General features: G+C 66.1%; 20 protein-coding genes. 18 read left to right on the top strand and 2 right to left on the bottom strand.

The genetic code is table 11. From position 1 onward, the window contains the following. Window positions 1-156: 156 nt before the first annotated feature. Window positions 157-651 carry a MarR family winged helix-turn-helix transcriptional regulator gene (locus tag V7066_RS12255; protein ID WP_334183320.1) on the bottom strand — a complete coding sequence of 165 codons (495 nt, stop codon included), beginning with the start codon at window positions 649-651 and terminating at the stop codon, window positions 157-159. A 132-nt stretch (window positions 652-783) separates the two neighbouring features. On the opposite strand from V7066_RS12255, the gene V7066_RS12250 reads away from it, so the two are divergent. From V7066_RS12250 to V7066_RS12165, 18 genes are all read left to right on the top strand, one after another. Then, window positions 784-1,296 carry a TRAP transporter small permease subunit gene (locus tag V7066_RS12250; protein ID WP_334183319.1) on the top strand — a complete coding sequence of 171 codons (513 nt, stop codon included), beginning with the start codon at window positions 784-786 and terminating at the stop codon, window positions 1,294-1,296. Beyond that, a complete protein-coding gene (locus V7066_RS12245; protein WP_334183318.1) occupies window positions 1,293-2,597 on the top strand; it encodes a TRAP transporter large permease in 1,305 nt (434 codons plus the stop codon). The genes V7066_RS12250 and V7066_RS12245 overlap by 4 nt, the downstream gene beginning before the upstream one ends. Window positions 2,598-2,601: 4 nt before the next feature. Continuing rightward, window positions 2,602-3,663: a TRAP transporter substrate-binding protein DctP gene (dctP, locus tag V7066_RS12240; protein ID WP_334183317.1), complete on the top strand. Its 1,062-nt coding sequence runs from the start codon at window positions 2,602-2,604 to the stop codon at window positions 3,661-3,663. Beyond that, window positions 3,660-4,931, top strand: coding sequence for a CaiB/BaiF CoA transferase family protein (locus V7066_RS12235; RefSeq protein ID WP_334183316.1), 1,272 nt, complete (start codon window positions 3,660-3,662; stop codon window positions 4,929-4,931). The genes dctP and V7066_RS12235 overlap by 4 nt, the downstream gene beginning before the upstream one ends. A 1-nt stretch (window position 4,932) precedes the next feature. After that, window positions 4,933-7,404, top strand: coding sequence for a 2-hydroxyacyl-CoA dehydratase family protein (locus V7066_RS12230; RefSeq protein ID WP_334183315.1), 2,472 nt, complete (start codon window positions 4,933-4,935; stop codon window positions 7,402-7,404). Further along, window positions 7,401-8,603: a CaiB/BaiF CoA transferase family protein gene (locus tag V7066_RS12225; RefSeq protein WP_334183314.1), complete on the top strand. Its 1,203-nt coding sequence runs from the start codon at window positions 7,401-7,403 to the stop codon at window positions 8,601-8,603. Before V7066_RS12230 ends, V7066_RS12225 begins: the two co-directional genes overlap by 4 nt. Continuing rightward, the gene (locus V7066_RS12220; protein ID WP_334183313.1) at window positions 8,600-9,808 is read left to right on the top strand and encodes a CaiB/BaiF CoA transferase family protein; all 1,209 of its coding nucleotides are present in this window, start codon (window positions 8,600-8,602) and stop codon (window positions 9,806-9,808) included. The genes V7066_RS12225 and V7066_RS12220 overlap by 4 nt, the downstream gene beginning before the upstream one ends. Beyond that, window positions 9,805-10,935 (top strand): CapA family protein, encoded by a 1,131-nt coding sequence (locus tag V7066_RS12215; protein WP_334183312.1) that lies wholly within the window; start codon window positions 9,805-9,807, stop codon window positions 10,933-10,935. The genes V7066_RS12220 and V7066_RS12215 overlap by 4 nt, the downstream gene beginning before the upstream one ends. Window positions 10,936-11,157: 222 nt before the next feature. Next, a complete protein-coding gene (locus V7066_RS12210; RefSeq protein WP_334183311.1) occupies window positions 11,158-12,192 on the top strand; it encodes an IS110 family transposase in 1,035 nt (344 codons plus the stop codon). A 387-nt stretch (window positions 12,193-12,579) separates the two neighbouring features. Continuing rightward, on the top strand, window positions 12,580-13,128 hold the full coding sequence (locus V7066_RS12205; protein ID WP_334183310.1) for a sigma-70 family RNA polymerase sigma factor: 549 nt from the start codon (window positions 12,580-12,582) through the stop codon (window positions 13,126-13,128). Window positions 13,129-13,219: 91 nt separating this feature from the next. Next, window positions 13,220-14,224 (top strand): FecR family protein, encoded by a 1,005-nt coding sequence (locus V7066_RS12200; RefSeq protein ID WP_334183309.1) that lies wholly within the window; start codon window positions 13,220-13,222, stop codon window positions 14,222-14,224. A 261-nt stretch (window positions 14,225-14,485) separates the two neighbouring features. Beyond that, window positions 14,486-17,509: a TonB-dependent receptor gene (locus V7066_RS12195; RefSeq protein WP_334183308.1), complete on the top strand. Its 3,024-nt coding sequence runs from the start codon at window positions 14,486-14,488 to the stop codon at window positions 17,507-17,509. Window positions 17,510-17,623: 114 nt separating this feature from the next. Next, window positions 17,624-18,397: a Slam-dependent surface lipoprotein gene (locus tag V7066_RS12190; RefSeq protein WP_334183307.1), complete on the top strand. Its 774-nt coding sequence runs from the start codon at window positions 17,624-17,626 to the stop codon at window positions 18,395-18,397. A 91-nt stretch (window positions 18,398-18,488) separates the two neighbouring features. Then, window positions 18,489-19,988, top strand: coding sequence for a porin family protein (locus V7066_RS12185; RefSeq protein ID WP_334183306.1), 1,500 nt, complete (start codon window positions 18,489-18,491; stop codon window positions 19,986-19,988). A gap of 26 nt (window positions 19,989-20,014) precedes the next feature. Beyond that, window positions 20,015-20,623, top strand: coding sequence for a biliverdin-producing heme oxygenase (locus V7066_RS12180; protein ID WP_334183305.1), 609 nt, complete (start codon window positions 20,015-20,017; stop codon window positions 20,621-20,623). A 58-nt stretch (window positions 20,624-20,681) separates the two neighbouring features. After that, window positions 20,682-21,065 (top strand): YbaN family protein, encoded by a 384-nt coding sequence (locus tag V7066_RS12175; protein ID WP_334183304.1) that lies wholly within the window; start codon window positions 20,682-20,684, stop codon window positions 21,063-21,065. Continuing rightward, window positions 21,062-21,826, top strand: coding sequence for an energy transducer TonB (locus tag V7066_RS12170; protein WP_334183303.1), 765 nt, complete (start codon window positions 21,062-21,064; stop codon window positions 21,824-21,826). Before V7066_RS12175 ends, V7066_RS12170 begins: the two co-directional genes overlap by 4 nt. Window positions 21,827-21,881: 55 nt before the next feature. Further along, window positions 21,882-22,124, top strand: a complete 243-nt coding sequence (locus tag V7066_RS12165; protein WP_334183302.1) for a hypothetical protein — start codon at window positions 21,882-21,884, stop codon at window positions 22,122-22,124. Window positions 22,125-22,268: 144 nt separating this feature from the next. Here V7066_RS12165 and V7066_RS12160 read toward each other — a convergent pair whose 3' ends face one another. Next, entirely contained in the window at window positions 22,269-22,898 is a 630-nt protein-coding gene (locus V7066_RS12160; protein WP_334183301.1) for a hypothetical protein, read from the bottom strand. Window positions 22,899-23,105: the final 207 nt, after the last annotated feature.

Below are 23,105 nucleotides of genomic sequence, written 5' to 3'. Positions count from 1 at the left end.
GCAGGGAGTGCCCCTAGGGACACGACATGACCTCTCCACTCGTCGCAGCGGCGTTGTCGCCGTCCGCAGGCGCTCCTGGCGCCATCGACAACCCGATGATGCGACTCAATCGTGGAGAATGTCAACTATCTTTTAACTGGACGGTATTGTTTTTCTTTATAGCGAAATTCTGGACTCATCGTAGGCCAGGTACATGCGGTCCAGCAATTCCCGCAAAAGGGCGAGTTCCGCCCGGGTGAGCTGGTGCAGGACGGCGTCTTCCGTCTCCGTCAGGATCGCGAACAGCTCATCGAGATAGGTCTTGCCCGAATCGGTGACGAACAAGGCGTGGCGCCGCCGATCGGTGGGAGACCGCTCGCGCACGGCAAGCTCGCGCTTCTCCAGCTCGTCGACGATCTGGACCGTGATCGACTTGTCCAGACCGACCGCCTTGGACAGTTCGTTCTGGGAAATACCGGGGTTGGCCGCAACGATCGACAGCGACGAGAACAGGCCCGAACGCATGTTGCGATCGGCTGTGGCCGCCGCAAAATCGCGCGAGAGCTGGTTCTGGATGCGCCTCAGGCGAAATCCGATGAATTCGTCCAGTCGGCCCAGCTTGATGCCCGGCTCTTCCGCTTCCGCCTGTTCCCGTTTGCTGCTCCCGCCCACCACGTTTTCGTCCCTGCCTCAATCTCATTTAGTGTAGTTGACAGATAGTTGAATATATCTACCATACTGCCTGTCACGTTATTAGACGGTTGAACCGCAAGGCTGTCAATAAGGCCGCCTTAGGAGAGGAAAATGCAGAACGACCTGGACGCGGGCAGCGAAGCGCCCTCGGCAAGCGAGTCGCCCGAGGTGCCCGGAGGCGCCACCCGCGTCGCCTACCTGATCGGCGGCACCGGCCTGTTCGTGGCCATGGCCACCGACGCCGTCGCCGTGCTGGGCCGCCATACCGGCTTTACGCTGCTCGGCTCGATCGAAGTCGTGCAGTGCTGCATCGTCCTGATCGCCTCCTCGGCCATGATCTTCGCGACGCTCAAGGGTTCGCATGCCGCCGTCCACATCCTGACCGAGCGGCTGAGCGCGCCCACCGTCCAGCGCCTTGCCAGGGTCTCGGCGGCGCTGGCCGCGGTGCTGTTCCTGGTCCTGGCCGGGGCCGGGCTCTGGCTGATCCACGACCTGTGGGGCGGTCACGAGCGGACCGAGCTTCTCCACATTCCCATCACGCCCTTGCGCCTGCTTCAGGTCGGCGCGCTGCTGTTCATCGCCGCGCTGTTCCTGCGCAGCCTCTTCCGCCGGAGCGCTCCATGAGTCCCGAGGTTATCGGCCTTATCGGCATATTCGCGCTGCTCGGCCTGTTGGCCGTCGGTGTTCCCATCGGCGTCGGGCTTGCCGGCGTCGGCCTGATCGGCCTGGCCGTGCTGATCTCGCCCGAGGCGGCCGTCATCAAAGGCGGCGTCGTCGCCTTCGAAACCGTCATGAAATACGAACTGGGCGTCCTGCCGCTGTTCCTGCTCATGGCGCACTTGTGCTTCGCCGCCGGAGCCAGCCGCGACTTCTTCGACGTGGCCGCGCGCTTCGTCGGCCATCGCAAGGGCGGCCTGGCACTGGCCTCGATCGCCGGCTGCGGCGGCTTCGGCGCGATCAGCGGATCGAGCCTCGCCACGGTCGCCACCGTGGGCGCCGCCGCCCTGCCCGAGATGCGCCGCGCCGGCTACCAGCCCGGTTTCGCCGCCGGAGCGCTGGCAGCGGGCGGCACGCTGGGCTCGCTGATCCCGCCGTCGGGCGCGCTGATCGTCTTCGGCATCATCGCCGAACAGTCGATCGGCAAGCTCTTCGCCGCCTCGATCATTCCCGGCGCCACCCAGGCGCTGTTCTACATGATCGCCATCAGCATCCTGTGCCACTTGCGCCCGGAACTCGGCCCCAAGTCGGAGCGCGTGGGCTGGCGGATGCGCATCCTCGGCCTCGGCCGCATCCTCGACGTGATCGCCCTGGTGGTCTTCGTCATCGGCGGCCTGATGATCGGCTGGTTCACGCCCACCGAGGCGGCCTCCGTGGGCGTCGTCGCGGCGCTCGGCCTCTGCGCGCTGCGCGGCGCCTTCAGCCGCGCGGCCATCGGCGAGGCAGTGGCCTCCACCCTGCGCACGGCCGGCATGATCTACGTCGTCATCATCGGCGCCATTCTTTTCGCGACGTTCATCAGCGTGACGGGCATCGCCGACGTCATGTCCGACTGGGTGCGCGGTATGCACGCCAGCCCGGTGATCGCCATCATCGCCATGGCCGCGCTGCTGCTGCTGCTGGGTTCCTTCCTCGACGGGCTGGCGCTGATGCTGCTGACCACCCCGATCTTCCTGCCGATCGCGCAGGAGCTGGGCTACAGCGCGATCTGGTTCGGCATCTTCCTGACGCGCACCATGGAGATCGGGTTCATCCATCCCCCGCTGGGCCTGAACGTCTACGTCATCCAGGGCATCGCCAAGGACATCCCGCTGGCCGCGATCTTCCGGGGCATCGTGCCCTTCCTCGTCGCCGACTTCTTCCACCTCGCCCTGATCATCGCCGTTCCCGCGCTGACCCTGTGGCTGCCCAGCGTGACGGGAGGCTGATCCGATGCGCCTGAAGCTTCTGCTTGCCCCCGCCGCGCTCGCCCTCGCGCTTCCCCTCGCCTCCTGCGGCGAGGCCCCGACGACGCGCGCCGAACATACCCTGACTTATGCCAGCCCCTATCCGCCCAGCCACCCGTTCAGCCGCGCCGACCGGGAGTGGATGGACAAGGTTGCCCGCGACAGCGGCGGGCGCATCGCCTTCCGCTCCTACTGGTCGGGCGCGCTGCTCTCGAACGACATGAGCATGGAGGAAATCCGCCACGGCGTGGCCGACATCGGGCTGATCACGCCGATCTACGCCAAGGGCGGCGCCCACCTGCTGCGGGTGCAGTCCGGCTTCTACGGCGGCGTCCGCGACATCGGCGAGCAGATCGCCGTCTACGACTGCCTGGCCGGTCGCTTCCCCGGCTTCGGCAAGGAACTTGACGGGCTGCGCGTGCTGGCCGTCCAGGGCGGCAATTTCCCGGGCGTGCTCACCCGCACCCGGCCGATCCGACACCTGGAGGACTTCCGCGGCCTGCGCCTGCGCGCGCAGAGCGATGCCGTGGACGTGCTCAAGGAACTCGGCGCCGATCCGGTCAACATGCCGATGAGCGAGGTCTATTCCGCTCTGGCCAAGGGCGTGATCGACGGCGTCGTCGCTCCGGCCGACACCATAAAGAGCCTGCACTTCTCCGAAGTCGCCAAGCACTTCACCACGATCCGCTTCAGCCGCGGCGCCTATCCGGCCCGCGCGATTTCGGATCGCGCCATGGCCCGGCTGCCGGAGGACCTGCAGGCCTTGCTGGTCCGTTCCCGCAAGGACTGGGAAGCGGCGCTGAACCGCGAACTGCTCCAGGCCGAGGCCGACGGCATCGCCTTCGGCAAGAGCGACGGCGTGGACTTTTCGCCGCTCCCCGCCGCCGAGCAGGCCCGCTTCGACCGCCTCTACAACGCCGACGCCCTGGGACAGGCCGAGCGCCTGTCCGAACTGGGCATCGACGGACTGCCCGTGTTCCGGGCCGCACAGCACCTCATCACCACCGGCAGCGCCAAGGCCTGCGCGCCGACGGAGAACCGCCCATGACCATCGATCCCGCCACTTCCGCTCCCGACCTCTCGGCTTTGGGCCGCCCGCTCGAAGGGCTGCGCGTCGTCGACCTCACCCGCGCGCTCGCGGGGCCTTACGCCACGCTCCTATTGGCCGGGCTTGGTGCCGAAGTCATCAAGATCGAAGACCCGCGCGGCGGCGACCTCGCGCGGGAGAACAGCCCCTATGTCGGGCGCGACGGCATCGGCGTGGAGCGCCGGCACGAGGACGACGTCTCCGTCTCCCATCTCACCCGCGCGCGCGGCAAGTACGGCGTGGCGCTGGACTTCAAGAAGCCGGGTTCGCAGGACGTGTTCCGCGACCTGGTGCGCGGCGCGGACATCGTCGTCGAGAACTTCACCGCCGGCACCGCGGACCGTCTCGGCATCGGCTACGAGGTGGCGCGGGCGGAGAATCCGGGCGTGATCTACTGCTCGCTCAGCGGCTTCGGAGCCACGGCGGCGGACGGCAAGGCCATGGACATCATCATCCAGGCGCTGTCCGGCGCCATGTTCGCGAGCGGCGGGCACAACGAGCCGCCGGTGCGCATCGGCATTCCCATCGCCGATATGCTCGCCCCCGTCTTCGCGGTGATCGGCATCCTTTCCGCACTGGAGCAACGGCACCGCACCGGGCTGGGCCAGCATATCGACGTATCGATGCTGGGCGCGCTCACCAGCTTCGTGGCGATCGAGAACTGGTCGGCGATGGCGGCGGCGGGGATGCAGGCGCGCACCGGACTGACCGTGCAGCGGCTTTCGCCGTTCGGGGTCTTCGAATGCGCCGACGGCTACGTCGCGGTGGTCGCCGTGCACGAGAAGCTGGCGCAGGGCCTGTTCCGCGCCATGGGTCGTCCCGATCTCTCGCAGAACAGCCGCTATGCCAACCGCGATGCCCGGGTCGCCAATGCGGCCGTGCTCGAAGCGATGATCAACGCCTGGTCGCGGGCTTTGCCCACGGCCGAAGTCGTCGCCCTGCTCGAAGCGGAAGGCGTGCCCGTCGCGCCCGTGCGGCACCCGGAGGACGCGCTGGTGGATCCGCGCGTGGTCGCCCGCGCGGAGACGATGGAAGTCCACCATCCGCACTACGATACCCACATCGACTTGCGCACCGCCGGTATCCCCATCGTGTTCTCCGGTGCGCGCACCGGGTTCGACGACGTATTGCCCGTGCGGGTGGGCGAGCATGCGGAGACGATCCTCGCGGGCCGCCTGGGCTATTCGCAAGAGAAGATCGCGCAGCTGCGCGCCGATGGAGTGATCTGAGGTGCCGGTCGGCAGCGCTCCCTCGGCGATCCGGACCGCGATCGCCGCCGCCTATGGCGATGCCGATGCCGTGGCCGACCGCCTGCGCGGCGACGGCCGCCGGGTCCTGCGGACGATCGGCAGCGACGCGCCGCTGCCGCTGCTGCGCGCCGCCGGCTTCGCGCCGGTGCGACTTGCTCCACGCCCGATGGTCGAGACGCCGCGTGCCGATGCCCTGCTCGGCCCTGCCGCAGCCCGGCGCCGCGCCCACCTGCTCGCCGAACGGCTGCTCGATCCGGGGCTGATCGATCCGGTCCTGTTCACCCGCGCCGACGCCGAACAGGCGCAAGTCTTTTCCGCCTTGCGCGAAAACGCTCGCCTGGGCGCGCCGACCGGCATGGCGGTGACTCTGCTCGACCTGCTCCACATCGACCGCCCCTCCAGCCGAGCGTACAATGCTGCGCGTCTCGCGCAGCTTCGCGACTGGCTGCAAACCCAGGGCGGCACGTCCTTCACCGAGGCGGACCTCGCGCGGGAGGCCGAGGCCGCCGATGCGGTCAACGCCTTGCTGCGCGAGCTGGACAGGCTGCGCCCGCGCCTTTCCGGCACGGATATGTTGCGCAGCATCGGCTGTGCGGCGATCCTGCCGCCGGAGGAGCTGATCCCCCTGCTGCGCGGCTTGCGCGATGAGGCAGCCGCCCTTCCCGAGGCTTCCGGCACGGCGACGCTCTGCGCCGGTTCGCCGCACGAGACCGACCTGCACTATGCCGCGATCGAGCGCGAAGGCCTGCGCATCGTCGGCGAAGTGCACGACTGGGGCATCACACGCGCCATGCACCCGACCCCGCGCTCGCTGGCGGAGTGGGCCGACCCCGCTTACACCATCCCCGCCGCCGCCGCGCGCAGCGAAGTGCTGGCGCAGGAAGCGCAGGCCGCCGTGCGGGAACGCAAGGTCGAACGGATCCTGCACCTGACCCTCGACGGAGACGAGGCCGCGCCGTGGACCGTGGCGGCCCTCCACCGCGCGTTGAACGGGCAGGAGCATGACGGCGCGCCCGCCGTCGCAGCACTCAAATGCCCGCTCGACGATACCGCCCCGCTGGTGAAAGCTTTGCGCAAGGACGAGGCAGCGCCCGGGACCGCCATTCCCAAACCCGCAGCAGCCGCTTCTGCCGCCCCCGCCCCGCGCACGCGCAGCCGCAAAGTGCTCAAGGCCTCCGCCTCCTCCGGCGATTACCAGCGCGACTGGTTCGCCTCGGTCCGCGCCCAAGTGGCTTCGGGGGCGCCGTTCGCCATGGTCAACGCCAATGCCCCGCAGGAGATTCTGCGGGCGCTTGGCATACCTTTCGTGGTCAACCAATGGTGGGCCTCGATCGTCGCAGCCAAGCAGCAGAGCAGCCGTTATCGCGCGCTCCTGCGTTCGCGCCACTACCCGACCGACGCCGAAGCCTACAGCGCGCAAGGGGTCGCGGCTGCGCTGGACCGGGACGCCGAGCAGGCCCCCTGGGGCGGACTGCCGCGCCCCAACTTCGTCCAGGCCATCGCGTCCAGCGACGCCACGCCCGCGATCTTCGAGGCCTGGGCTTCCGAAAGCGGAGCCGCAGCCTTCGTCTACGAACGCACCGTCGATCCCCGCTGGGCCATCGAGACGCGCTGGTGGGAGGCCCTGCCCGACCGCTGGCACGAAGTGCTGGAACCGGAACGGCTCGACCTGCTCGTCGCCGAGCTTCGCCAGGTGATCGCCGAAGTCGAAAGCGCCACCGGACAGCGCTTCGACGAGAACCGGTTCGTGGAGGTCATGAACCTCGTCAACGAACAGGAAGAATACTACCGCATGACCCGCGACCTGATCGCGCGGACCGTACCCGCGCCGATCGGGGTGGTCGATTCCATGCCCGCGACGATGGTTCCCCAGTGGCATCGCGGCACCGAATGGGGCCGGGACGCCGCCCGCGCGCTCTATGAGGAAGTCTCGGAAAGGGCCGCCGCCGGTCTCGGCGCCATCGCGGACGAGAAAGTGCGGCTCATGTGGGTCGGCCGCGGCCTCTGGAGCAACACCGCCTTCTACCAGAAGTGGGAAGACAGCCACGGCGCCGTCTTCGTCTGGTCGATGTACCTCGCTCTGGCCGCCGACGGGTACATCCGCCAGTTCGACGCGAAAGGCGGCACGGGCGATTCCCCCCGCTCCCCGCTGCGCGCACTCGCCGCCCGCTTCCTGACGATGGGTGACGAATTGCGCATGCCGAGCTGGGCGGCGCCCTGGCATGTCCACGAGGCGCAGACCCACGGCATCGACGGCGCCGTCGCGCTGGACGATGCCGATCCCTTCGTCCTGCGGGCGCTGGTCGCCGCCGGGATCCCGGTGCTGGAACTGGGCGTCGACAACTATGCGCTGGACCGCGCCGACGCAAACGACCTCGAAGCCCGCATCGCCGCCTTCATCGAGGGGCCGTGCGCGCAAATGGCGCAAGACCGCAGAAGGACCGCCGCATGACCGCACTGGCCGGGCTCACCGTCCTCGATTTCTCCCGCTTCCTGCCCGGCGCCTACTTCGGCTGGCTGGCGGGCGACATGGGCGCGGAAGTCATCCGCATCGAACATCCGCGCGAACTCGCCAAGGCGCAGGCGATGTTCGGCTCCGGCGCCGACGAGCAGGCCGAGCGCCTGCGCCGCGCTCGCCCCAGCTACACGCGCAACAAGCGCTCGCTGCTGCTGAATCCCGGCCACCCCGAAGCCGCGCCGGTGCTGCACGCGCTGGTGAAGCGGGCCGACGTGCTGGTGGAGGACTACCGGCCCGGCGTGATGGCGGCGATGGGGCTGGGCTACGCGGATCTCGCCGCGATCAACCCGCGCCTGATCTACGCCTCGGTCTCGTTCACCGGCCAGACCGGCCCCCTGGCCGGACGCGCCGGGCACGACCCCGCCGCACTTGCTTTGGCGGGCGCGCTCTCGCGGCTGAACGGCACCCCCGAGCCGACCCTCCCCGGTGCCCAGGTGGCGGACGTGCTGGCGGGCGCCCATGCCTCCATTGCGGTCCTCACCGCCCTCCAGTCCCGCAACGCGAGCGGCGCCGGGCAGCATGTCGATGTCGCCATGACCGACGCTGCCATGCCGCTGCTGATGGTGGCGCTGGGCCGTGCGCAGGACCCGACCGAGATCGGCTTCCCCAGTGGCGACTGGCATCCCAAGGGCGGCGTCTGGCGCTGCGCGGACGGCGAATGGCTCTGCACCACGGACATGGAGCCGCGCTACTGGGCGCGCTTCTGCGAGGCCATGGAGCGGCCAGACTATGCGGCGCGTCAGTTCGACCTCGCCGCCCACCCGGCCATGCATGAAGACCTCGCCGCACTTTTCGCAAGCCGGGACCGGGCGCACTGGCTGGCGCTGCTGGAAGCGGCCGATACCCAGGTCATGCCGGTGCTGACGCCCGGCCAGGCGCTGCGCCACCCGCACGCCAAAGCCCGGGGCATGCATGTGACGCTCCCGATCGGAGATGAGGCGGCCCTCGGAGAGAAGGAAACGGTCGAGCAGGTCGGAACGCCCTTCCGCCTCTCCGCCTGCCCGCCGGTCCAGCATCGCCCCGCCCCGCTGCCGGGTGCGGACAATGCCGCCATCCTCGCCGAACTGGGCTTCGACGCCGAAGCGCTCGAAGCGGCGGGTGTCTTTTCCAGCCGTCAGGGAGCCTCGCGATGAATGCCTTGGACGGAATCCGCGTCGTCGACCTGACGCATGCCATTTCCGGCCCCACCTGCACGAATGCCCTGGTGCAGCTGGGCGCGGAAGTGGTGAAAGTGGAGCCGCCGCATGTCGGCGACGGCTTCCGCCACTATACCGAACACGCGGGAGAGCCGCTGCTCAGCGTTCCCTTCGCCTCGATCAACGCCGGCAAGCGTTCGATCGCGCTCGATCTCAAGATCGACGCCGCCCGGGACGTGTTGTGGAAGCTGGTCGAACGCGCCGACATCCTGGTGGAGAACTACCGCCCCGGCGTTCTGGCCCGACTGGGCTTCGCGATCGAGGATCTGCGCCGCCGCAATCCGCGCCTGATCGTGGTCTCGATCACCGGCTTCGGGCAGAGCGGCCCGCTCGCGCAGTGGGGCGCCTACGATCACATAGCCCAAGCCATTTCCGGCATCGCCGCGCTCGGCGCCATCGACGGCGAGCCGCGCAAGATCGGCCTGCCGATCATCGACAGTTTCACCGGCTATATCGCGGTCATCGGCACGCTTGCCGCCCTGCGCCGCCGCGACGCGACCGGTGCGGGCGAGCATGTCGACGTCGCCATGCTGGACGCCGCGCTGAAGCTGGCCAACCAGACCGTCTCCGTCCACAGCTATACGGGACAGACGCCGGGCGGCAGCGGCAATCGCGGCTTCCGCATGGTTCCCACCTCCGAGTTCTACCCGACCGGCGAAGGCTGGATCGCGCTCGGCGCCAACAACCAGACGCAAGTGGAAGCGCTGCTGCGGGCGCTCGGCGCAGAAGCGATGCTCTCCGATCCCCGCATGGCCGACCACGCGGCGCGCGTGGCGAACCACGATTTCGTGCGCGCCTGGCTGACGGATCGCCTGGCCGGATGGCGGGCCGAGGATCTCGAAAAAGCCCTGACGGACGCCAAAGTGCCCGCCGCGATGATCCGCGACGTCGGCGGCATCGTCACCCATCCGCACATCGTGCAGCGCGGCTCGCTGGACATGGTCGATCTTCCCGGTCACGACCGGCCGCTGGCGACGATGGGCCCGGGCTTCATCACCGCTGGCGAACCCGACGGCGCTTCGCCCCCCGCCCCGCTCCGCCGTGTGCCCGTGCTCGGCGCGGACGGCGAGGCGATCCTCGCGGAACTGGGCTACGACGCAGCTGCCGTTGCGGCGCTGCGCGGCGAGGGTATGGCGGCATGAGCGATCCGATCGACATCCTGTTTCTGGGCGACATCATCCTCGACGTGCCCGAACCGGACCACTGGCTTTCGGGCATCGCCGAAGTCACGCGCGCCGCAGATCTGGCGATCGGGCACCTGGAAGTGCCGCATACCCTGCGCGGCGAGGAACTGGAGGGCGACGTTCCCGCACCCGGCGCCGAGCCCGCGCACCTGGCCGCGATCGCCCGCGCCGGGATCGTCATGCTCTCGATGGCCGGAAACCATATCGCCGATTGCGGCGCGATCGGCATTGCCGACACCAACGCGGAACTCGATCGCCTCGGCATCGCCCACGCCGGTGCCGACGCGAACCTGTCGCTGGCGCGCAGGCCCGCCGTGGTCAGTCGCGGCGGCAAGCGCATCGCCTTGCTCAGCTACAACTGCGTCGGCCCCGAGATCAGCTGGGCCACCGACACGCGGGCGGGCAGTGCCTATGTCAATGTCCTCGCTGCCGATGGCGGTCCTTCTCGTCCCCAGGCCGAGCTGGTCGCTGCCGATCCGGCGTCGGTGGCGCAGATGACCCGCGACATTGCCGAAGTGCGCAAGCAGGCTGACTTCCTGGTGGTGGCCCTGCACAAGGGCATCACGCATCGCCCCGCAGCACTGGCACCTTACGAACGGCCGCTGGCGCAGGCGGCGGTCGACGCGGGCGCCGATGTCCTCATCGGTCACCATGCCCACATCGCCCGCGGCATCGAGTTCCACCGGGGACGGCCGATCTTTCACGGATTGGGCAACGGCTGCGTCGTCACGCGTGCACTGGCGCCCGCCCAGGACCATCCCGCCCGCGCCGAATGGGCGCAGCGGCGCAAGGCGATGTTCGGCTTCGAACCCGACCCCGCTTATCCGCTGGCCCCCTTCCACCCCGAGGCCGTCAACGGGTTGGTCGGTCGATGCCGGATTCATCCCGATGGCAACGTCGAAACCGGCTTCCTACCCATCTGGTTCGCGCCGCCGGGGCGACCGGTGGTGCCCGACGCGGCTAAGCGCGCCGAGATCGCCGACTATATCGACGCGATCGGCAGGAACGCCGGCTTGGCTCCCTTGAGCGGAAAATTTGACGGGGCCTGGATGTCGCTGAAGATGGGATGGCCGCAACAAGCGTGATCGGATTGCTCTCACTTGCCCGTACTTCAAATGCGTTAGTGCAACTTACCCAGTTCGTGAGGCTGTGACGTTCGGGTGGCTACGCGGCGCCTCACCGGCTCAGATCGGTAGATAGCTGCCGTAGGCGACGGCAAGGCGCTCCCCGAAACCTGATGGGGTGGACGCCCCCCGACGGCCTTTATGGCAAAGTGGAGGTGTTGAAGCACCACTGAGGAGGCGTCCGTGTCACAGGTTACCACAATCGGTCTGGATATCGCGAAGAACGTTTTCCATGCGCATGGCGCTGACGAGCGGGGCGCGATGGTTTTCAGCCGCAAGCTGACGAGAGGCAAACTGCTCGAGTTCTTCGCAGGTCAGCCGGTATGCATAGTAGCGCTCGAGGCGTGCGGTGGCGCCCATCATTGGGCGCGTCAGCTACAGACGATGGGGCACGATGTGCGGCTGATCCCGCCATCTTACGTGAAGCCATTCGTGAAGCGGAACAAGAACGATGCGATTGATGCTGAAGCGATTGCCGAGGCTGCGCAGCGCCCAGGCATGCGCTTTGTGGCGGTGAAGAGCGAAGAGCAACAGGCCGCAGGGCTCGTGTTCCGCACACGTGACCTAGCGGTGCGGCAGCGCACTCAGCTGATCAACGCCATCCGCGGGCACCTAGCGGAGTATGGTTGGGTAGCGCCGCGCGGCACAGCGCATATGACAATGCTCGCCGACCTGCTCGAGGATGAGGAAATGACTTCAAGTCTGCCTGCAGCGGCACGACCCATGTTCAAGCTCATGGTCGACATGCTGGCCGATCTCGACAAGCAGGTTGCCGTGCTGGACCGTGAGATCGCACGGCGTGCCAAGGAGGATGAAGCAGCCCGGCGGCTAATGACCATCCCAGGGATCGGTCCTATCGCGGCGACCGCCATCATCGCGCTGGCCCCGCCGATCGAGACGTTCCGTAAGGGGCGCGACTTTGCGGCCTGGCTTGGCCTCGCCCCCCGTCAGCACTCGACCGGCGGCAAACAGCGGCTCGGCAGCATATCGAAGATGGGCGAGCGGACGATCAGACGGCTACTGATCATCGGCGGCAGCTCGATGGTACGCCAGGCATGCCGGTTTGGCGCGCCTGCCGGCTCATGGCTTGAGCGGATGCTGGCGCGCAAGCCGCGCATGCTCGTCTCGGTAGCGCTCGCCAACAAGATGGCGCGCATGGTCTGGGCGCTGCTTACCAAAAAGGAAAATTACAGAGCTCCGACAGCTGTCGCGGCGTAAGCCAAGACTGCGGTCAGAGGCGTCGGGGACGTAGACGGTCGAAGGAGGGTATGGCACAACAGTCGGCGAGACGGGGCTGGAAGAACCAGGGAATGGCAGAGCGCTAGCCAAGCGCGTAAACCTGTAATGGATCCAGTCCGCGAACTCCCATACTGGCCCGCAGCTTATGGCGCTGCTCATCGAGGCCGGACAGATGACAGCATCCGACTACGTGCCAACATACCCCGATTTACTGCTTGCATCCGAAGGGGCGTCCACAGATGCCCTTCATTGATGCAGCGGTTTATAGGGAGTTCCGGCCGGTGCCGAAACGGGGACAGGGTCATCGCGCATGATTTCGTGTTTTTGCGATTGGTTCGCAACAAGTGATCTGCTAGTGGCCCGCAAATGGATAAGTCCCTCGGGAGCAATGCGGAATCGGAAACGCGGGATCATCTCGGCGTGTTCGCCAAGAACCGTGTCGCCCTCATCCGTTACGCATCGACGATTACCGGCGACGCCGGGTGGGCCGAAGATGTCGTGCAGGACGCATGGACGCGGTTCATCGCGGCTGCCGCCGTCCAGACGATCCACGAACCCGACCGCCTGCTATTCCGGATCGTCCGCAATCTTGCGCTCGATGCCAGACGGCGGCGCGCTTTCGAGAGCCGCCTGTTTGCACAGGATGAGATCGACGCGGCACAGCGGATCGCCAGCGACATGCCTTCCGCACAGGCGAGAGTGGAAGCAGCGAGCGAGCTCGCCCATGTCATGGATGCCGTCTCCCGCCTACCCGAGCGAACCCGCAACGCTTTTCTTTTGCACCGGGTCGAAGGGCTGACGCTGGTCGAAGTCGGCACGCGGCTGGGGCTGTCGAAGAGCCTCGTTCATGAGTTAGTCGTTTCCGCACTGGAGCACTGCCGCAAAGCCCTTCGACCAGGAGGGCCACGGCGATGATCACATTTTTCCGGAAAAATTGCGGCATCATTCGTCGTCCAGATAACGAGAGAAAAAACTTCGGACATTCGGCGGGAAAGACGCAGGTTCCATGATTAGCGAAGACAGGAACATGAGCGCGCTCGACCGGGAGGCGCTGGACTGGCTGGTACGCCTCGACGACCAGCCGGGTGATGACAACGTGCACGCCGCGTTCGACGGATGGCTGGACAGCAGCCCCGCGCATCGGGCGAGCTGGAATGCGGCGCTCGATCTGGCCTCCACGGTCGAAACCGCGTTCCCCTCGATCATCGTTCAGGACAATGCGCCTGCGCACGAAGTGGCAGCTTCGGACAACGTCTTCAAGCTCCCGCAGCGGACCGAACGGCGCCGTTTTCCCAACCAACGCTGGGGTATGGCCGGGGGACTTGGGCTTGCCGCCTGCCTTTGCCTCGCGTTCGCGCCGGACATGGCGCTGCGCCTTCGCGCGCAGGAACTGACCGGCGCAGGCGAAGTCAGGTCGGTCGCGCTGGACGACGGCACCCGCGTCACGCTGGCGCCGGACAGCGCCTTGTCCTTCGACATCGACGGCAAGGCGCGATCCGCGCACCTGCTGCGCGGCCGCGCCTATTTCGACGTCGCGCACGATGATTCGCGTCCGTTCCGGGTCATGGCCGATGATACCGTGGTCACCGTATTGGGCACGGCGTTCGAAGTGGACGGTGTTTCCGCCGATGCCGCCGTGGCCGTGCGCCGCGGCATCGTCGCGGTCGATTACGCCGGACACGACCCACGCACCGTGCTGCACCGGGGCGAGACGGTTTCGCTTGCGGCAGACGGTCATGCCCAACGCGGCGCGATGCGCGCAGAGCGCGTCGCCGGATGGGTCGATGGCCGCATGTTCGTGAAAGACCGGCCGGTCGGCGAAGTGCTCGACGCGCTGCGTCCTTGGTACGGTGGCTATATGGTCGTTCGAGGGGCGGGCGTGGCTTCGCGCCGGGTTACCGGGATCTACGATCTTCGCGATCCGGAAGCGGCCCTGTCCGCGCTCGGGAAAGCGCACCCCATCCGCATCAGGCGCATTACGCCGTGGCTGAAAATCGTCACCGTGGAGTAAGTCGCCCCTCCCATTTGTAGAACTTTTCTTGTTTTAAATCATGATTTTATAAATTTTTTGCATTTTCTTCCGGAAGTTTCTCTCGCCCACCCGTCAATGAGATATGCGAATGCTTATCATTAGCATTTGATGCATCGACATTCAGGCACAGGGAGCGACAGTGTGATCTCGGGGGGAAAATACGGGCGGTCAGGGCACGTCCGAGCTATTGCAGGAATTCTGCTGGCAACGGCTTCGACAAGCGTGCTGGCGTGGCCGAGCGTGGCAGCGGCACAGACAGGTTCGGCACAGGCAATCCGCAGCTTCGACATTCCTGCGCAGGCGCTCGATGAAGCGCTGATGGATTTCGGCAGCCAGTCCGGCCTTCAGGTCAGCATCAACGCCGCCGACCTCCAAGGCCAGCACAGTGTGGGCCTTCGCGGCAGAATGTCGACGCAGGACGCACTAGCCCGGCTTCTGGCAGCGAGCGGTTTCACGTTCCGCATCGAAGGCAACGTCGTCACTCTCGCCCGCGTGCGGCAGGCCGCTGCCGATCTGCCCGCTGAGGAAGGCGCCGTGAATCTCGGCACGCTGCGGGTCGAGGCGCAGAGCATCGAGGCAACCTCGGAAACCGGCGCCGAGCGCGACGCTCGCCGCAAGGACGCCGTCTACGATCAGGACATGTCCTCCGTCTACGCGGGCAAAGACGAGGTCGAGCGCTACAAGGGCGTCAACACCGCCGACGTGCTCAAGGGCATGGTCAACGTCTACAGCGGCGATGCCCGCAACGGCGGCGCCATCGACCCCAGCATTCGCGGCATTCAGGGACCGGGCCGCGTTCCCGTCGTGATCGACGGCACCGAACAGGCGCTGACCGTATGGCGCGGCTACAACGGCGCCAGCAACCGCAGCTACATCGACCCCAGCCTGATCTCGGGCGTGCAAGTGCTCAAGGGGCCGGTCTCGGCGCGCGGGATCAACGGATCGACCGGCGGCGCCGTGGTGATCAACACCCTCGATGCCGACGACATCCTGCAACCGGGCCAGAGCTTCGGTTTCGAGCTGCGGCTGGAAGGCGGCAACAACTCCACCAACCCGCGCCTGCCCACGCTGCTGACCGGGCAGAACTACAACGACGTGCCGGGCTTCCTCTGTGCAAGCGGCGGCTCTCCCACGTTCCCTTATTGCGATTCCTCACTGCGGGTGAACCTGCGCACTTCGGACGATAACGAAAGCTTCTCCTTCGGCGACCGCGCGATCAGGCTCGCCGTGGCGGGCCGCGTGGGCGATCTCGACCTGATGGGTGCCTATGCCTTCCGCGAACGCGGCAACTACTTCTCGGGCAAGACCGGCGCGGGTTACTACCAGCAGGAGGGTCTGCCGCAGAACGCCGATACTTACGTGCGTATCCTCGGCCTCAACTACGAGCCGGGCAACGAGGTGCCCAACACCTCGAGCGAGCTGGAATCGGTGCTGCTCAAGGCCACCTGGCACATCGCCGACGATCAGGCTCTGCAACTCGGCTTCCGCGACAGCCGCACGAAATTCGGCGAGATCATGCCCTCGCGCATCATGACCACCGACGGCAATTACTTCGGCAACATCCAGTGGCCGCTCAGCAAGGTTCACGCGCAGGCCTATAACGCCGAGTACAAGTGGCAGCCGGGCAGCCGCTGGCTGGACTTTCGTGCCACCGGCTGGCTGACGCATACCGTCAGCGACACCTACAGCTCCGGCGGTTTCCCGAATTCGGCATCGATCGCCGATCCCATCATCATCAACAGCGCGATCATGAACGCGCGCAACAACCGTTTCGGCTTCACTGCCAGCAACCAGTTCGCGCTCTCCGACACGCTCAGCTTCCTGCTGGAAGGCAACTGGCAGCACGAGAAGCTGCGTTCGGACGACGAATACTCGAATGCCGTCGCCAATGGCTGGCGGCAATTGCCACGCGCCGGTCGCCGCGAGGAATATCGCATCAACTTCAGCGGCGAATGGAAGCCCACCCGCTTCCTCAAGCTGAACGCGGGTCTTGCCTATTCCGGCTACTGGGCAAAGGACGACTTCCTGCCCAGGTATCTCGCGCTGCAAGGCGGCTCGGTGAACACCTATATGGTGGGAGACTGGACCACATCGTACCGGACCAACGAATTCGGCGTTGCAGCCTATGAAGCGTCACTACGCGAACAGTACGCCTCTAGCGGCGCAAACCCCGAGACGATCGAGCGCGTCATCGCCCGTAATGTGGCCCGATACGCCGCCAACCCGACGCCATTTACATGGACCCATACCGGCCCGCGATGGGAGGCAGGCGCGAACGGCCGGTATAGGCGTGCCGACAACATCTGCCTGAACGGTTCGCTCGACAGCCTGACCAATCTCGTGGCCGGTTCATGCGTCGTCAGCCCCAGCCTCGTAGCCGTTCCCATCACCGAAGCGACGCGCAAGTCCGCCCATGGCTGGACGCCAACGGCTTCGGCCACCGTCATCTTCAGCGACAGCAGCCGCGCTTACGTGCGTTATGCGCAGGCGCTGCGCTTCCCCAGCATGTTCGAAAGCACGATCGGCTTCGGCGCCTCGATCAATCCGCTGGCGAAACTCAAGCCGGAGCGCATGCGCTCGTGGGAAGCCGCATTCATTCAGGATCTGCGACCGTTGCTGGGCCTCGGCGGAGAGGACCAGCACGCCGACCTCAAGCTCACCTGGTATCACAATACCACGCGCAACGTGATCGAGCGCAGCACCAACATGATGTTCTCCAACCTCGACCGGCAGGTGATCGCCGGATTCGAACTTCAGGCCCGCTTCGACAACGGCCGCTTCTTCACAGACATCAGCGCCGGTCACATGACCACCAACAAGGCCTGCGATGAATCCATCGCCACCCAGCTCGACCCGTCGCGCGGACGGGTGCCGGACTGCGTGAAATACGGCTTCCTTGCCGGGTTCCTGCTCACGCAGGCAACGCCCGAGGACTCGTTCAACTGGACGGTGGGCGGGCGCTTCCTCGATCGCCGGCTGGAACTGGGCGGACGGCTCACCTGGTACAGCGCCTACGACAATCCGCAGCTTTCGGAATTCACGCAGGAGAACGATTGCGTGGGCGGGTGTGCGCTCAACATCCCCTATACCTGGGGCGAGATCGTCACGCTCGATGCTTATGCCAAGTTCCGGATAAACGCGCGCTTCAGCGCCGAACTGACCGGGCTGAACCTCAACAACCGCTATTATCTCGATCCCCTGTCGCGCTCCATGCTGCCCGCTCCGGGCAGGACGGTGCGGCTCAGCCTGACGGGGAAGTTCTAGACAGAATTTCAGGGCCGCCACCGCGTCCAGCAATCCTGACAGACCCGGACAACGACAGCGACCCTGGAGGAATGCGCCTGACGATCAGGCGCACCAACACGCAGGAGAAGTAGAATGAAATTCTCTCATCTCAAGGCCTTTGGTCTCTCCCTTGCAATTTCTGGCGCCATGGTAGGCGCTGCCCATGCCCAGGTCGTCGGTGAATCCAGCGACACCACCAAGGTGAAGATCGGTGTCAGCACCGTCTCCGCAGGCTCGATCCACGTTCCGGGACGCGTGGGCGTCAACGTGCCCAGCATGCTGCCCACCCAGTACATCGACTTCCAGGGCCTCCAGGGCATTCTCGGCACCGATGCGAACGGCGTGACCAGCTTCGTCAACACGACGCAGGCCACCACCGACCACTCGAAGTACGGCCGTTTCGACTATGCCAAGGTCGGCTCCCATGACGTTTATTACGGCGAATGGTCGCAGACCGGCAGCGCCACGGCGGGCGATCACACCGTCTATTACGGCGGCACCGGCGCCACGGCGGACGCCAGCGTCCCGACCAGCGGCACCGCCACTTACGCCGTCAAGGGCATCAGCAACTACGCCGGTAGCGGCGCGCAGCTGACCGGCAACTTCACGGCCAACTTCGGTGCCGGCACGCTCACCGGCTCGATCCAGAACGCCTCGCTGAAGGTGGACATCGGCACCGCCGATATCCTCGGCTCGCAGATCTCCGGCGTAACCGCGACGGCCTCGAACGCCGCCACCAACGCCACGCTGGCTTCCGGTGGCACTGTCAGCGGCCAGTTCTTCGGCTCGGCCGCGCAGGCACTGGCAGGTGTCGCGACCTTCGCGGGCAGCCGCCAGTACGACACCGCTTTCGGCGGCACGCAGTAACCCCGGCGGCCTGAACGAGGAGGCGGGGTCGGGCCAATCCGGCACAAACGGTCCGGCCCCGTCCTCTTCGCCAACGTCCCTCGGACGAGACATGATGCTTCACCCCATATCCTTTCGGCTCCTCCTCTGCGCCGCTCCGGCAGTCATGCTGCTGCCCGCCCAAGCGGCAGCGCAAAGCGCGAATGATCAGGACACCCGCCTGCGCCTCGACCAGCAGGCCGACGTGCAGCAGCGCAAAGCCGAACGCGAGCGCCTGAAGGATGCCGAGGACTGGGACACTTTGCCCACCTCGCTGGAAGTGGACGGCACCACTTATGTGGTCGGCGACAATGTCGACGACATGGGCCGCGCGCTCTACATCGCGATCGGGCGCAGGCAGTGGCGCGACGTGCACCGCTTCCTTGCCGCCTATCGCCGTTATCCCGATCACGACCCGATGCTGGTCCTCAGCGCCGAGGGTGCCCTTGCCCGCCAGGGCGGCCAGCTGGCCGAAGCCGAGCGCCACTACCGCGCGCTGCTCAGGCTCAGCCCCGATTTCATGCCCGCCCGGCTGGACCTGGCGCGCGTGCTGTTCGAGAACCGCAAGGACCGCGAAGCCAGGCTTGCTTTCGAGGACATCCGCCGTCTGCTCAGCGCGCAGGGCGACCAGACGCGCGGGGTTCTCGCCACCGTCGATGCCTTCCTCGGCGCCCTGAAACAACGGCGCGGCTGGCAAGGCAGTGTCGCGCTTGGCCCCGGCTACAGCAACAACCTCAACCAGTCGTCGGCCAGCTATACCTGCCTGCTGGCCGCCACCGACGGATCGTGCCTGTTCGAGCGCAAGGTGCCCGATCCGATCCGTGCCACGGGTCTCAATTTCGAAGGCACGCTGGGCCGTACCCTGCCGCTGTCCGGCCACAACGCGCTGCGGGCAAACGCCCTGCTGTTCGGCGACATCTACCCGCAACATCACGGCTATTCGCAGTCCACGTTGATGCTGCGGATCGGCTATCAATATCAGTCCGCGCGCGACACCGTAACGCTGTCGCCCTCGCTCGATCTCGGCACTTTCGGATCCGCGCTGCTCTACGAGGCACCGGGCGGCAATGCCCTGTGGCAGCACGTCCTTTCGCCAAAAACGCTGCTGCGGATCGAGGCCAACTACCGCGATTACCGCTATCGCCAGCGCGTGTTCCGCTCGCAGGACGGTGCGATGACGGACCTGAGCCTGACCGCCTGGTACGCCCCCTTCCCCGGCTGGAGCCTGTTTGCCGGGCCGGATTTCGCCAGCAAGGACGCCCCGGCCAAAGTCGATGCCTATCGCCAGTGGGGCGCGCGACTGGGGGTGAACAGGACGTTCGGCAAGGCGGCCAGCCTGCTGTTGATCGGCTCCTGGCGCCACCGCGACACCCGTGCCTTCAACGAGGTCTTCGCCGCCCGCCGCCGCGACGACCAGTACAACGCCACCGCCATTGCCCGTTTCCCGGCCCTGCAATTCGCAAGGCTCGTCCCCGAACTCGTGCTCCAGCACACCCGCGTCGAGAGCAACATCGACTGGCTCTATTCCTACCGCCGCACGAGCGCGAGCCTGCGCCTCAGCCGCACTTTCTGAAAACCACCCAGCACCAGGAGACCATGATGACCATGACCATCACCGATCCCGCCCAGAACGTCGGCCAAAGCCGGGCCAAGCGCCTCAAGGCCGCCACCAGCCCCGTTCACGAAGGAGTGGACAGCTCGATCATGTCCGCCGCATCCTTTGCCACGCTCGACGGCTACAAACGATTCCTGCGCATCCAGTACCTGTTCCACCGCGATGTCGAGGCGCTCTATGCCGACGCCCGCCTGCGCGATGCCTTCCCCGATCTCGCCAGCCGCTGCCGCATGGCCCGCGTGATCGACGACATGGACGATCTCGGCCTCGACTTGCCCGCCGCCGAGACCCCGGCCTTTACGCTGGATGCCCCGGCCGATCTCGGCACCGCGCTGGGCTGGCTCTATGTCGCGGAGGGTTCCAACATGGGCGCCGCACTGCTGCGCAAGGAAGCGCAGAAGCTTGCGCTGTCGGACACCTTCGGCGCCCGCCATCTCGCCCCGGCCGAAGCCGGCCCGGCGCCGCACTGGCGCGCTTTCACCGCCGCGCTCGACGCCGTGCCGCTCTCCGAAGCTGAGGAGGCAATGGCCGATGAAGGCGCTCTTGCCGCATTTGCGCGGGTTCAGGCCCACATCGATGCCAACCTTGCCTGAGGTGGCGCCTGAAGTCGCAAAAGCGGAACCGACGCCGGATCTGCTGAAAAGCGGGCGCATGGTACGCAGTGCATGGCTGGCACTGGGCCTTGCGCTGGTCGCGGTCGGTTTCGTCGGCATTTTCGTGCCGCTGTTGCCGACCACCGACTTCATGCTGCTGGCCCTGCCCTGCTTCGCCCGCTCGTCGCCGAGACTGGAAGCATGGTTGCTGAACCACCCGCGTTTCGGCCCCAGCCTCCGGGCATGGCGGCAGGAGCGTGCGGTGCCGCGCCATGCCAAGATCGCCGCCTGCATCGGTATGACGCTGGGCTTCGCGCTGTTCTGGTTCCACGTCCATCCGCGCCCGCTGACCGCCGCCGCGATCGGCGCCTTCATGCTGTTCTGGGCATTTTGGATCCTCCGGCGCCCGGAACCGAAAGTGGAACCGGGAGGAAACGCATGAGGCCAGGCCTTCGCTTTGCACCGACCTACCCGAATAGCCTCACGACGACCGCCGCGAGCAACCCGAGGGGACGCTACAGCGAGAACCCCACAGCTTGGAGTTCCCGCCTCGCGGGCCTCGCGGGAACGTCCTGCATCGCCGGACTCTCGGCGCTTGCCCTGCTGTTCACCTGGCAGGTGGTGAGACCGGCGTTCGTCGCCCCCTCTCGCCCTCTCGTGGTCGAGTTTCGCCCCCTCGCTGCGCCTCCCGATCCGGTGCGGGAACTGCCGCCGGGGCCGGTTCAGGTGGAAAGGCAGGACAGCAAACCCCAACCGAAGCAGGACATCCCGCCGCCGCCCATCGTGCTTCGCCCGGCATCACCTGCGGAAACGACTGCGCCCAAACCGCCGGATATTGACGATCCCGGCCCGCCCGTGCCGCAAACGACTGCCCCCAAAAGCATCGCGGCCCCGACAGCCGAACGCCTCTCCAGCCAGACCCGGCCGGACTGGGAAGCCTCGGTGCTTGCCCATCTCGAACGCTTTCGCCGCTATCCGCCCCGCGCGCGTGCCACACGTCAGCAAGGAGTTGTCTACGTCCGCTTCACGATGGACAGGAGCGGAACGGTGCTGACCAGCACCATTGTTCGCAAATCTGGCTTCTTCACACTGGATCAGGCCGCACTCGATACGCTCCGGCGCGCACAGCCGTTACCTCCCATTCCCTCCGGCCGCCCGGACACAGTGGAACTCACAGTGCCGGTGCAGTTCGAACTCGCTTAATTCGCGCCGTTGCGGTCGCTGCGCCTTGTAACGTCTCGTGCACAGGAGTTTGTATATGTTTGATCCGCAGGTGGCGAAGGCGTTGATCGACGTCGCAATGTTCTTGGAATTTTCGGATGATCGGATCGTCGACCCTGACGCCGCCGTATCAGCGCTGGAGGATTTGGCAGCCAATTTACAGATGGCCACACCGGAAACTCGCGCTGCGCTCACGCAGGGCATCCGATCCTGGGTGGGGTCTTATCCTGACCGCGTCGAATTTGTATCAAATCTTCCAGAAACTCTTGGGATCATTTAAGCATCGCAAGTTTTTTTGCGACGGCAGCTTTCCCCGTAATTTTGGCGTTTCAGGCCGTGTGCTGGCCTCTCGAAACCGGAACGACCGGATTTCATGATTTTAATCTGAAAGGTGCCGTTCCGGACCCGCCGGCATTACTGACATTCAGCGTGGCACCATAATTGGCACCGCGCCACTTAGCGATCGACGCTGGTTCACATCGGTCATCAGCAGAACAACACCGGGCACGTCAAAGCTGACCTGATAGCCGCCTCTATTTTCAAACTTTGGAAGCGAACGAAACTGGGGCGACGATGACCCGTCAAACCGATAAAGCCCATCTGTGCCAAGCGCCCACACCGTATCGCCAGCGCGCGTCAGGCCAAAGAAGGCAGTTGTGCTCGCGGGCTCTCCCTTATCAAGCTTACCGTATGGAGGCTGAGGATTATCCGGTTTAAAATACAGGCGTCGTACCGTTTCGTCGCACACCTCGACGATGCGACCGTGGGACATCATGTGCACAAGACCGACTGCTGCCACCACGCAGGAAGGATTTGAGGGCGAGGCGACGATCCCATTCACCGGGTCGCACTCTGTGTTGAGCGGCCCCCCACAAAGCTCTCCAGACTGGTTCTTCTCAACGACTTCGATTTTTCCTTCGCCGCGCGTTATCCGTCGAAGCCCACCACCCCATTCCCCGGCGTTGAAACCAATCCAAATCGTGTTTCCGTTAATCAGCGCCGTTCCGATGGCAAACGGCGGCTGCAATTCCTCAGAGAGTTTTACGGCACGCACCCCCGCGCCCTCGACTTCTACGAGGCGACGATTTGTAACTATGGTGACGGCAGTTCCTTCATCCGCGCAACCAAGTGCTGCCAGATTTTCCTTGTCGACTGCGATTGTAGGCCCGACCTTCCACCCCGTAGACGAACGCCGTTTTATCGACCTGAACCGCACCGGGATTGCCGGAGGCCAGTTTTCTTAAATTAGGCAGCCAGTGGG

The organism is Novosphingobium sp. (assembly GCF_036820275.1).
Taxonomy (GTDB): domain Bacteria; phylum Pseudomonadota; class Alphaproteobacteria; order Sphingomonadales; family Sphingomonadaceae; genus Novosphingobium.
The sequence above is the reverse complement of the archived record's forward strand: the minus strand, read 5'-3'. Positions and strand labels throughout refer to the sequence as shown.